This window comes from Tropicibacter sp. Alg240-R139, from assembly GCF_900537075.1.
In the GTDB taxonomy this organism is placed as follows: domain Bacteria; phylum Pseudomonadota; class Alphaproteobacteria; order Rhodobacterales; family Rhodobacteraceae; genus Falsiruegeria.
The window spans coordinates 380757-392703 of the sequence record NZ_UNRA01000004.1 but is presented as its reverse complement, the minus strand read 5'-3'; the positions used below and the strand labels follow the sequence as shown (position 1 = coordinate 392703).

The following is an 11947-nucleotide window of genomic DNA, read 5'->3' as shown; positions in this document are numbered from 1 at the left end:
GTGTGGCGACGTTGGAGCGGATACCACCGCCGAAGTCGTGTCGAAACGAAACCTCTCGGGATCATGCCGCGCATAACCCTGCCGGTCAGCGGATGCATTGTATGAAACTGCTCGGCCAATCTGTGATCGCAAGGGACTTCGAAAGGCAGGTCGCGGAAATCCAAATCCGCATCGCCGTGCTGAACCGTTACACTGCTCTTGGCATACCTATCACTGAGCCCGTAGGCAAAATCCGTCTGGGGTGAGGGGAAGCACGACCATTAGACGGTTTGTGCAAAAAAGCCGCTCGGTGCTGCAAACGCGGCGAACGGCCGCTTGGTGGCCTCCATGTTCGTAGACAGCGCTACACCGAAAGTCAGCTATCCCGATCCAGCCTTCGAGCCGTTAAGCCCTCTTTGGGCTGACCTCGGACATGTGAAGCGCCTCAAGCCTGTCTCAACGCTGAAAACAGTTTGCTGCAACTATCTGTGTTCCAAATTGAAAAAATCTGTATCGCGCGACAATCAGCACAACTGACCTTTCTCAGGTTGCAATAGTTCTGTAAGAATCACGAAATAAACAGCCGTTCAATTCATTATCACTTGGATCATCACCGGGGAGAAGGCAGCACATGGATTTCGCGCTTACAGAGGAACAGACCGCCATTTTCGATATGGCCTATCAGTTCGGCCAAGAGCACATCGCGCCCTTTGCTCGCCAGTGGGAAGCCGAAGGTACCATCCCGAAGGAACTGTGGCCTCAGGTCGGCGAACTGGGCCTTGGTGGGCTTTACGTATCCGAGGACGCTGGTGGTTCCGGCCTGACCCGTCTGGACGCGACCCTGGTGTTCGAGGCGCTTAGTATGGCCTGCCCGTCTGTCGCGGCCTTCCTGTCGATACACAACATGTGTGCCAAGATGCTCGACAGCTTTGGCGATGAGGCCCTGAAAGAGCGGATCATGCCCGACGTCCTGAGCCTCAACACCGTGCTTAGTTATTGCTTGACGGAACCGGGGTCAGGTTCGGACGCCGCCGCGTTGAAAACGCGCGCAGAACGAACCAACGAGGGGTATACACTCAACGGCACCAAGGCATTCATTTCGGGCGGCGGTTATTCCGACGCCTATGTTTGCATGGTGCGCACGGGTGAGGATGGGCCAAAGGGAGTGTCGACGGTCTATGTCGAAGATGGCACTGACGGCCTCAGCTTTGGTGCGCTAGAGGATAAGATGGGCTGGAAAAGCCAGCCAACCGCGCAGGTGCAATTTGACGATTGTAAAATCCCGTCGGGCAATCTGGTCGGGACCGAAGGCGACGGGTTTAAATACGCGATGATGGGTCTGGATGGTGGGCGTTTGAACATCGCCTCCTGCTCACTTGGTGCGGCGCAGACCGCGATGAACATGACCCTGCAATACATGTCCGAGCGCAAGGCATTCGGCAAATCCATCGACCAGTTCCAAGGCCTGCAATTCCGTCTGGCCGACATGGAGATCGAGCTGCAAGCCGCCCGAGTCTTCCTGCGGCAGGCCGCATGGAAGCTGGACCAGGGCGTGCCGGATGCCTCCAAACATTGCGCCATGGCCAAAAAATTCGTGACCGAGGCTGGGTCAAAGATCGTCGATCAATGCCTGCAACTGCACGGCGGCTATGGCTATCTGGCCGATTACGGGATCGAAAAGCTGGTGCGCGATCTGCGTGTTCACCAGATCCTGGAAGGCACCAACGAGATCATGCGCGTCATCACCGCCCGCCACATGCTGGCCAACCGCTGAAAGACTTGACATGAGCGACATCGACATCCGCGTCACTGGCCGTGCGGGCCGGATCACCCTGACCCGGCCTCAGGCCCTGAATGCGATGAGCTATGACATGTGCATGGCCATTGAAGCCGCCCTGCGCAACTGGCGCGAGGATGATGCAGTTGATCTGGTGATCTTTGATGCCGAGGGAGACAAAGCGTTCTGCGCGGGTGGCGATATTGCCGAGCTTTATGACACCGGCACCAAAGGCAATTTCGATTATGGCCGCACCTTCTGGCGTGATGAATACCGGATGAATGCGGTGCTGTTCGAATACCCCAAGCCGATCGTCAGCTTTCTGCAGGGCTTTACCATGGGCGGCGGGGTCGGCATCGGCTGCCATGGCTCGCACCGGGTTGTTTGTGAAAGTTCCAAGATCGCCATGCCGGAAAATGGCATCGGTCTGGTCCCGGATGTGGGCGGAACATTGATGTTGGCCTTGGCACCGGGCCGTTTGGGTGAATATTTGGGCCTGACTGCTGGTCGTATGGGTCCGGGTGATGCGATCTTTGCCGGGTTTGCCGACCACTATATCCCGCGCGAAAGCTGGGGCGATCTGATCGAGATGCTTGAGGCCTCGGGCGATGCGGCCCACGTCGAAAGCCACGCACAGCCTGCCCCGGACAGCACGCTTGAGGCGATGATGCCGCAGATTGACGAGGCGTTTGGCGGCGAAAGCCTGATCGACATTATTAACACGCTCAAGACGCTAGAGAGCGGTTTTGCCACCGATACGCTCAAAACGATGTCGCGCATCTCTCCACTCTCGATGGCCTGCACGGTTGAAATGCTGCATCGTTTGCGCGGGCCGACATTGACCATCCGCAAGGCGCTGGAACTGGAGTATCGCTTCACCTACCGCGCGATGGAACATGGCGATTTTCTTGAGGGCATTCGCGCGCAGATTATCGACAAAGACCGCAACCCGGCTTGGCAATTTGCCGATCAGAATGTGCCCGTTGCGGCAGTGTCGAAAATGCTGCAGCCGTTGGGCCAAGACGCATTGTCTTTCGAGGAGGAGAAACAGGGTATGAAAATCGGGTTCATTGGACTTGGAAACATGGGTGGTCCCATGGCCGCCAACCTGGCCAAGGCAGGTCACGAGGTCATTGGCTTTGATATGGCCGATGTCACAATAGAGGGCGTCAACATGGCAGACAGCGCAACCGCTGCTGCGGCTGGTGCAGACGTGGTTATCACCATGCTGCCCAACGGCCAGATCTTGCGCGCCGTTGCCGCAGACGTGATCCCGGCCATGGCCTCAGGCGCGGCTCTGGTGGATTGCTCGACCGTTGATGTGGACAGCGCCCGCGCCGTAGATGCGGATGCGGCGGCGGCTGGCCTGCTTTTTGTCGATGCGCCGGTTTCGGGCGGCATTGGGGGCGCGGCTGGCGGCACGCTTACCTTTATGGCGGGCGGCAGTGCGGATGCCTTTGCCAAGGCCGCGCCTTTGTTCGACATCATGGGCCAGAAGGCTGTGCATTGTGGTGATGCAGGTGCCGGACAGGCGGCCAAGATTTGCAACAACATGATCCTTGGCGTCACCATGATCGCCACATGCGAGGCCTTTGCCCTGGCGGACAAACTGGGGCTGGACCGGCAAAAGATGTTCGATGTGGTCTCGACCTCGTCGGGCTACAGCTGGACCATGAACGCATATTGCCCCGCACCCGGCGTCGGCCCGCAAAGCCCCGCCGACAACGACTACACCCCCGGTTTTGCTGCGGATCTGATGCTCAAGGACCTGCGCCTGTCGCAACAAGCTGCGGAAAGCGCGGATGCGGACACGCCGATGGGTCAACTGGCGCAGGCGCTCTATGCGCAATTTGTCGAGGATGAAGACGGCGCGGGCAAAGACTTCAGCGCCATGCTGCCACGCTTCGAGAAACGGACGCGAGACTAACGTCTCTCTACGTGGCCTGGCACCGTCGAGCCGCGCCCGCCCTCCCCCAAGGGAGGGCGCTTTGCACCCACCCAAGGTCGCGCACCGCTCTTTGGGGTGAGCTCTCACACTCTCATGTCACTATCCCGATAATTGCGGGTCTGAGAGTCAGATCGACCAGACCATTTTGTGTCGCAAACAGACAAAGACTCTGACGCCGCCCCCTCTAGGCTCGGTCCAAACGACCGGAGTCCCAGATGCCCACATTCGACCGTTTCGCCGCTGACCTGACCTTCGCTGACCTGTCCGAGCCGGTCCTGCAGGTCCTGCGCCGCAGTTTCCTGGACACCATGGGCGTCGCCGCTGTCGGTTCGACCACACCGCTTGCCGCAATCGCGCGCCAAGGCGCCACAGCGCTGTTTGGCGTGACTAATGCAGGGCCTGCGCGGATGATGATGGATGGCACCCCTGTCAGCCCCGCGGGGGCTGCCATGGCCGGAGCATTCACCATCGACAGCATCGACGCGCATGACGGGACCTCTCCGTGCAAAGGCCACGCAGGATCGGCGATCTTTCCTGCCCTCATGGCTGTTGCAGACGCACAACGCGGCCAAGGCCAGCCTGTCACAGGCGCTGACTTCGCCACCCTGCTCGCCGTCGCTTATGAGGTCAGCTATCGTGCCGGCCTTGCCCAGCACGCGACCTGCGCCGATTACCACACCTCTGGTGCATGGACGGCCGTTGGCGTTGCTGCGGCAGTGGCTCGGCAATTGGGCGCGGACGCAGACACCATCCGCCACGCGGCTGGGGTTGGCGAATATCACGGTCCCCGTAGCCAAATGATGCGCTGCATCGACCACCCCACCATGGTCCGCGACGGTGTCGGTTGGGGCGCGCCTTCGGGTGTGACTGCGGCCTATTTGGCCACCATGGGCTTTACCGGTGCCCCTGCCCTGACGTGCGAGGGAGAAGACGCCGCCGAATTTTGGTCGGATCTTGGTGACAAGTGGCGGCTGGTAGAGGACACGCACTACAAACCCTACCCTTGCTGCCGGTGGGCCCATCCTGCGTTGGACGCCGCGACCGAATTGATGACCACGCACGATCTGACCCACGACCAAGTTGTCGAGATCGAAATCCGCACCTTTCACAATGCCACGCGATTGGCGGGCCATGAACCCGCCACGCCAGACGAGTTCGCCTATTCCATCGCCTTCCCCGTTGCGACGCAGATTGTGCGCGATCAGGTTGGTGTGCCCGAACTAGCTGCTGAAACCCTGACCGACCCCGACATCCTGCGCCTGAGCCGGGCAACGACCCTGATCGACGATCCACACTTCACCAAGATCAGTGTCGGCAAACGATGGGCGCAAGTCACACTGATCCTACAGGACGGCACCCGTCTGACATCGCAACCCCGTACCCCACGCGGTGACGCTGATCTGCCGCTTAGCGATCATGATATTTCCGAAAAGTTCCACCTGTTTGCCGATCCTGTTCTAGGTCGGACCCGAGCAGACGAAATCGAGGATTTGACGGGCCGGTTCGACACGCTTTCGGCACAGGACTTCTCGCGCCTGCTGGACCTGTGCTTAAGCAGCCCCAGCTAGGGCCAAAAGAGTGGCCCTGGTCTGATCATCGGCAGGAAACATCAGTTCGACCTTAAGCTCAGACATCGCCAGATCCCCCGTCGTGCCAAACTGTGCGATGGTGGAAAAGAACGACAGAACTTGATCGCCCAACCGATAGCGCGCGGGAATGACCGCTGGCAGAACCCCGTCATCGGCATCTTTCCGCACCCTTGCCTGTAAGCCCTCGACCGCCTTCTCAATCACCGCGTCACGACCAAAGTGAGAGAGCTCCGTCCTGAGCCGCGCCAACGTATGACGCTCGACCTCTTCCAAATTATCCAAGGACCGGCGCAAGGCCTCATTGTTCGCCAACGCCTCGATCAGATTGTCCCCCAATTGCAACCCTGTCGCGCCAAGCATCATTGCTGCCGGACCATTCATCGCGTCGAGCTGCCAATGCCGGTTCAATGCCATCGCGGGATATGGCGCATGGTTGTCCAACATCCACGTTACCGCCTCTTTCAACGGTTTCAGTTCTTCAGCATCCGGCGATCGAGAGGCATAGGCCGGGGCCATGCCCGCAGCCGTCAACAAGTGGTTGCGGCCCGCATTGGGCACGCTCAACTCATCACACAGCCGCAGAACCATCCCCCGGCTAGGCCGCGCGCGTCCGGTTTCCAGAAAGGAAAGATGGCGCGCCGAGACGCCTGCCGAAAAGGCCAGATCCATCTGGCTCATCCGACGCGTTGTCCGCCATTCCTTTAGCGTGGGTCCAAAATTTGCCATGCGGTACCTCCGTTGCTCAGTTTACCGGGGCCGCGCCGAAATGCACTTACCTCAGAGGTAATTGATTTACTTATGTGGCGGCGATCAGGGTTGAGGAGACAAAACAGGAGACCCTGACATGACCCACATCAAAACAGCCCAATGGCTCAAATCCGCATCCGTATTTTGCATCATCATCGGTCTGGCAATGGCCATGGCCCCATTCACTTTTCTGATACCAGCCCTGAATATTTTTCTCGATCTCGCCCATCTACCCTTGGACGGCACCCAACAGATCGACTCAGACACAGAGGCGTTGCTAAGCGCGATCAGCGGCGGGCTGTTGTGTGGCTTGGGTGTCGCTGTTTGGCTGATCACCGAACATTTCTATGTCCGCGACCCTGCCCTGGCACGGCGTGTGATCGGTACAATTCTGTTGGCTTGGTATATCCCTGACAGCCTTGGCTCGCTGGCGGCTGGCGCCTGGTTCAACGTGGTGATGAACTCTGGCTTTCTGGCATTGTTCCTGGTGCCCATCCTGATGGCGAGCAAAACTCAAAGGGCGGCGGCCTGACCAGCCCTTTCATTCTGTCCAATACTCTCCGGAGTGAATGCTCCAGTGGACGCAGAGGGGCAACGTCCCTCTGCACACATCATTCTGCCGCGACCCGTTCCGGGTTCAGCATCGGTTTCAGGTAGTGCCCGGTGTGGCTGCCCTCACATTCGGCCACCTGCTCCGGCGTACCTTTGGCCACGATCCGACCTCCGCCATCGCCCCCTTCGGGGCCGATATCTATGATGTGGTCGGCTGTTTTCACCACATCCAGGTTGTGTTCGATGACCACCACCGTATTGCCTTGATCGACCAGTTCATGCAGCACTTCCAACAACTTGCGCACATCTTCAAAGTGCAGACCCGTGGTCGGCTCGTCCAGGATATAGAGCGTTCGGCCCGTGGACCGTTTCGACAGTTCTTTGGACAGTTTCACCCGCTGCGCCTCGCCCCCTGACAGCGTCGTGGCCTGCTGGCCGACCTTGATATAGCCCAATCCCACACGTGCCAGAGCATCCATCTTATCCCGGATCGAGGGCACCGCCTTGAAAAAGTCCTGCGCGTCTTCGACCGTCATGTCGAGCACGTCGGCGATAGATTTACCCTTGAACTTGATCTCAAGCGTTTCGCGGTTGTAGCGCGCGCCCTTGCAGGTCTCACACGTTACATAGACGTCCGGCAGAAAGTGCATTTCGATCTTGATCACGCCGTCGCCCTGGCAGGCCTCGCACCGGCCGCCCTTGACGTTGAAGCTGAAACGACCGGGCTTGTAGCCGCGCGCCTTGGCCTCGGGAAGGCCCGCAAACCAGTCGCGGATCGGCGTGAAGGCGCCAGTGTAAGTCGCTGGATTTGAACGTGGAGTTCGCCCGATGGCGCGCTGGTCGATGTCGATGACCTTATCGAGATGCTCCAGCCCTTTGATCGTCTCACAGGGTGCAGGCGTCTGCCGCGCGCCGTTCAGCCGCATCGACGCAGTCTTGAACAAAGTCTCGATCGTAAGCGTGGATTTGCCCCCTCCAGACACGCCGGTCACACACACGAACTTGCCCAAGGGGAAATCCGCCGTGACCTTTTTCAGGTTGTTACCAGTCGCCTTGACCACAGTGAGCGTCTTGCCGTTGCCTGTCCGTCGCTCGGCGGGAACAGCGATCTCTCGCACACCAGACAAATATTGCCCAGTGATCGAAGCCGCATCCGCCGTGATTTCGGAAGGCGTCCCGTGGCTGACCACTTGCCCACCGTGCACCCCAGCACCTGGACCAATGTCAAAGACATAGTCGGCTTCGCGAATGGCCTCTTCGTCGTGTTCGACCACGATCACGGTATTGCCTTGATCGCGCAGGTTCTTGAGCGTACCAAGCAGCCGGTCGTTGTCGCGTTGATGCAGGCCGATGGACGGCTCGTCGAGAACGTACAGAACCCCGGTCAAGCCCGAACCAATCTGACTGGCCAAACGAATACGTTGGCTTTCGCCCCCTGACAGCGTACCACTTGAACGTGACAGCGTAAGGTATTCCAAACCCACGTTATTCAGGAAACCCAACCGCTCGCGTATTTCTTTCAGAATGGCCCGCGCGATCTCATTCTTTTGCTGGCTCATGTGCTCGGGCGCACTGCCGACCCAGGCCAGTGCCTCGCGGATCGACATTTGCACCACGTTGCCCACGTGCAGACCCGCAATCTTGACGGCCAGCGCCTCTTCGCGCAGGCGGTATCCCCGGCAAGACCCACAGGGACGGTTGTTTTGATAACGCTCGAATTCCTCACGAATCCAGTTCGAATCCGTCTCGCGGTATCGCCGCTCCATGTTGGGAATGACGCCTTCGAACACACGCGTCACCTGATAAACGCGGCCGCCCTCGTCATAGCGGAATTCGATCTCTTCCTCGCCCGAACCATAGAGGAACACCTGCTGTACATTCTTAGGCAGGTCTTTCCACGGGATGTTCTTATCAAACTCGAAATGCTTGGCGATCGCCTCGATCGTCTGCAGGAAATAGGGGGATTTGCCCTTGCGCCACGGAGCCAGTGCGCCGTCATAGACTTTCAGCGTTTGATCCGGCACCACCAGGCGTTCGTCAAAGAACAGCTCGACCCCCAACCCATCACAATCCGGACAAGCGCCAAAGGGTGCGTTGAACGAAAACAAGCGCGGTTCGATCTCGGGGATGGTGAAACCACTGACGGGACAGGCGAAATTCTCAGAAAACGTAATCCGCTCTGGATCGCCCTCTTTGGGCGCGGTCTCAAGGATCGCAATGCCCTCAGCCAGATCAAGCGCGGTACGCAGACTGTCGGCCAGGCGGGTTTCCATTCCCTCGCGCACCACCAGACGGTCAACCACAACGTCAATGTCATGTCGGTACTTCTTGTCCAGCTTCGGCGGTTCGTCCAGTTCATAGAACTCCCCGTCGACCTTGACCCGCTGAAAACCTTGTTTGCGCAGCTCCAGGAACTCTTTTTTGTATTCGCCTTTGCGGTCGCGCACGATGGGGGCCAACAGATAGCCGCGCGTGCCATCGTCCATTTTCATGATCCGGTCGACCATATCCTGCACTTGCTGCGCTTCGATCGGCTGTCCGGTGGCCGGGCTGTAAGGAGTGCCGGCTCGGGCAAACAGCAGACGCATATAGTCATAGATTTCTGTCACAGTACCGACGGTTGAACGCGGATTTTTGGACGTCGTCTTCTGCTCGATTGAGATGGCCGGGCTAAGCCCGCTGATGTGGTCCACATCAGGTTTTTCCATCATATCAAGGAATTGGCGGGCGTAAGCCGACAGACTTTCCACGTAGCGCCGTTGCCCTTCGGCGTAAATCGTATCGAACGCAAGCGAGGATTTTCCCGAGCCTGAAAGACCGGTGATCACAACCAGCTGATCCCGCGGGATGTCAACGTCGATGCCTTTGAGGTTGTGTTCGCGCGCGCCACGCACCTCGATATTCTTCAGCTCAGCCATTCGGGCCCCCTGCACTCAAGTGGTTAAGAGATAGTGGAGCGTGGCTGAGTCTCCAACCCAAAAGTGCGAACAAAATGTGAACAAGCGAACTTTTGCATCGGCGGAAATGCCTGTTGTGCGGCATTTTCAAGCCCCGGCACCACTTTGGTCGCCGTCTTTTCCCCTTTGGATTTTGCAAAACGCGGATACACTGTTCGAATAAATCATTTTTGACACTGAATTTTTGAGCATAAGAGAACTGGAGGTAATCATGCGCCTGCCTTTGTTTTTCACCTGTATTCTGGCACTCGGAGCAGCGCCCGTATTGGCCCAAGAGCGCCCTTCCGCAATTCTGGTGCTGGACGGCTCCGGGTCCATGTGGGGGCAGATTGATGGCACCGCCAAGATTACCATCGCTCAGGATGTGGTTCAGGAATTGCTGACGACCCTGCCCGCTGAACAGGCTCTTGGGCTGACTGTCTATGGCCATCGGCGCAAGGGGGATTGCACGGACATCGAAACATTGGTGACGCCTGGCGCAGGAACGCGTGAACAGATCGCGGGTGCGGTGCGTGGCCTCAAACCCAAGGGTAAGACGCCGATGGCCGATGCCGTGGTCGCCGCGGCAAAAGCCCTGCGCCACACCGAAGAATCGGCAACCGTCATTTTGGTGTCGGACGGGATTGAAACCTGCGCGCCGGATGTCTGCGCTGTTGCTCGAACGCTCGAAGAGACCGGGGTGAATTTCACCGCGCATGTGGTGGGCTTCGACGTCTCGGACCCCGAAGCCTTGGCGCAGATGCAGTGTCTGGCAGATGAAACCGGGGGCAGCTTTCGCAGTGCTGCCAACGCGTCGGAACTGGCCGCAGCCCTGACCACAGTGGCAGCCGCCCCGCCAGAGCCCGAACCGGTGCCGATCCAAACAACGTTCCGTGCGGTTGAAGGCGACAGTGCCGAGGCGTTCGATGACCCGGTTCTGTGGTCCCTGACTGGCCAGTCCGGTGCCGTTTTCGACGAGATTCAGGGCAACCCGATAGAGCAGGAATTGGCAGAGGGTTCGTATACGGTGACCGCCTACCGGCTGAGCGCCGAGGCGGAGCTCAGACGCCAATTTGCGGCTGTAGGGGAGGGTCCGATTGACGTGGTGATCAGTTTCCCCAAGGCGCTGCCCAAAGCCCGGATCGTGGCCCCCGACAGCGCGGCGGCCGGGTCGACGCTTTCGGTTGGCTGGAATGGCCCCGACGAGGCCAACGACAACATTCAGATCGGACCTGCGGGAGAGGACCGCTATCGCAGTTACACCTATACCAGCGATGGCAATCCGCTGAACCTGATCCTGCCAGCCCAACCCGGTGCCTATGAACTGCGCTATGTCTTGAATGACAGGCAGGTGATCGCAACGCGCCCCATCACCCTGACCCCGCCCGAACTGGTGTTGCGACACCCGCAATCAGTTCCCGCCGGATCAAGCTTTCAAGTGGACTGGAAAGGGCCGGACCAAAACAGCGACAACATTCAAATCGGGCCTGCCGGTACAGACAGCTACACAAACTATCAATACACCAACAAGGGCACTCCCGTGACATTGATCGCCCCTGCGGAGCCGGGCGAATATGAAATCCGCTACAGCTTTCGTGACCGCGAAAACATCTTGCGCACCCCTATCACGGTGACCGCGGCGGCATTGAACCTAGAGTTTCCAACCGAGGTTCAGGCAGGTCAAAACTTTGATGTCACTTGGACCGGACCTGATCAAGATAGCGACAACATTCAGATCGGGCCGGCAGGTTCGAACAGTTACACCGGCTATCAATACACTAGAAACGGGAATCCGGTCACTTTGATCGCCCCGGCGGAACCCGGTGACTACGAAGTTCGCTACAGTTTCCGCGACCGCGAAAATATCCTGCGGATGCCGCTCACGGTGACGGCCATGGCCCTTAGCCTGAAGTTCCCGGCGACGGTCCAAGGGGGCCAAAACATCCCGGTCACATGGACCGGCCCCAACCAAGGCAGTGACAACATCCAAATCGGGCCAGCGGGCACAGACAAGTACACGCATTATGTCTATACGCGCGACGGCAGCACCGTGAACCTGGTGGCCCCGATCCAACCCGGTGCCTACGAGATCCGTTACAGTTTTCAGGACAGAGAGAACATTTTGCGCATGCCAGTCACGGTAACTGCACCCGATATCTCGCTTGTCGCACCCGACAGTGTCGAGGCCGGAGCGCAGTTTCAGGTCGAATGGAAAGGCCCCGACCAAAGTGGCGACAACATCCAAATCGGACCGAAGGGGACAGAGAGATACACCAACTATGCCTATACCCGCGGTCAATCTCCGGTGACTCTCACCGCGCCGGACACTCCTGGCACTTATGAGCTGCGCTACAAATTCCGCGACCGCGAAACAGCTCTGCGTCAAACCATCATCGTAAAGTAACAAAAAAGGGGGCCA

At 58.7% G+C, this 11947-nt stretch carries 7 protein-coding genes and 2 pseudogenes; 7 read left to right on the top strand and 2 right to left on the bottom strand.

Annotated features, from left to right (window positions below; all coding sequences use genetic code 11):
- From G6R15_RS17610 to G6R15_RS17595, 5 genes and pseudogenes are all read left to right on the top strand, one after another.
- Positions 1-245 (top strand): annotated as a pseudogene (locus tag G6R15_RS17610) (hypothetical protein); the annotation flags it as partial.
- Between the two features lie 365 nt (positions 246-610).
- Positions 611-1753, top strand: a complete 1143-nt coding sequence (locus tag G6R15_RS17605; RefSeq protein ID WP_164661284.1) for an acyl-CoA dehydrogenase family protein — start codon at positions 611-613, stop codon at positions 1751-1753.
- 10 nt (positions 1754-1763) lie between these two features.
- Positions 1764-2777: pseudogene (locus tag G6R15_RS23065) on the top strand (enoyl-CoA hydratase/isomerase family protein); the annotation flags it as partial.
- Positions 2757-3683 carry a 3-hydroxyisobutyrate dehydrogenase gene (gene mmsB / locus G6R15_RS23060; protein WP_306432353.1) on the top strand — a complete coding sequence of 309 codons (927 nt, stop codon included), beginning with the start codon at positions 2757-2759 and terminating at the stop codon, positions 3681-3683. The pseudogene G6R15_RS23065 and the gene mmsB, both read left to right, overlap by 21 nt.
- A 236-nt stretch (positions 3684-3919) precedes the next feature.
- The gene (locus G6R15_RS17595; RefSeq protein WP_164661282.1) at positions 3920-5272 is read left to right on the top strand and encodes an MmgE/PrpD family protein; all 1353 of its coding nucleotides are present in this window, start codon (positions 3920-3922) and stop codon (positions 5270-5272) included.
- Here G6R15_RS17595 and G6R15_RS17590 read toward each other — a convergent pair.
- On the bottom strand, positions 5255-6019 hold the full coding sequence (locus tag G6R15_RS17590; RefSeq protein WP_164661281.1) for a helix-turn-helix domain-containing protein: 765 nt from the start codon (positions 6017-6019) through the stop codon (positions 5255-5257). The genes G6R15_RS17595 and G6R15_RS17590 overlap by 18 nt on opposite strands.
- 118 nt (positions 6020-6137) lie before the next feature.
- Here G6R15_RS17590 and G6R15_RS17585 point away from each other — a divergent pair, with 118 nt between their 5' ends.
- A complete protein-coding gene (locus G6R15_RS17585) occupies positions 6138-6572 on the top strand; it encodes an excinuclease ABC subunit A (protein ID WP_164661280.1) in 435 nt (144 codons plus the stop codon).
- A gap of 79 nt (positions 6573-6651) precedes the next feature.
- Here the strand turns inward: G6R15_RS17585 and uvrA are convergent, their stop codons facing one another.
- Positions 6652-9510, bottom strand: a complete 2859-nt coding sequence (uvrA, locus tag G6R15_RS17580; RefSeq protein WP_164661279.1) for an excinuclease ABC subunit UvrA — start codon at positions 9508-9510, stop codon at positions 6652-6654.
- A 250-nt stretch (positions 9511-9760) separates the two neighbouring features.
- On the opposite strand from uvrA, the gene G6R15_RS17575 reads away from it, so the two are divergent.
- Positions 9761-11932 carry a VWA domain-containing protein gene (locus G6R15_RS17575; protein ID WP_164661278.1) on the top strand — a complete coding sequence of 724 codons (2172 nt, stop codon included), beginning with the start codon at positions 9761-9763 and terminating at the stop codon, positions 11930-11932.
- The last annotated feature ends 15 nt before the right edge of the window (positions 11933-11947 follow it).

Coding starts and splice junctions, on each gene's coding strand:
- G6R15_RS17605 (WP_164661284.1), top strand. CDS start 611: ATGGATTTCGCGCTTACAGAGGAACAGACCGCCATTTTCGATATGGCC.
- mmsB (WP_306432353.1), top strand. CDS start 2,757: ATGCTGCAGCCGTTGGGCCAAGACGCATTGTCTTTCGAGGAGGAGAAA.
- G6R15_RS17595 (WP_164661282.1), top strand. CDS start 3,920: ATGCCCACATTCGACCGTTTCGCCGCTGACCTGACCTTCGCTGACCTG.
- G6R15_RS17590 (WP_164661281.1), bottom strand. CDS start 6,019: ATGGCAAATTTTGGACCCACGCTAAAGGAATGGCGGACAACGCGTCGG.
- G6R15_RS17585 (WP_164661280.1), top strand. CDS start 6,138: ATGACCCACATCAAAACAGCCCAATGGCTCAAATCCGCATCCGTATTT.
- uvrA (WP_164661279.1), bottom strand. CDS start 9,510: ATGGCTGAGCTGAAGAATATCGAGGTGCGTGGCGCGCGCGAACACAAC.
- G6R15_RS17575 (WP_164661278.1), top strand. CDS start 9,761: ATGCGCCTGCCTTTGTTTTTCACCTGTATTCTGGCACTCGGAGCAGCG.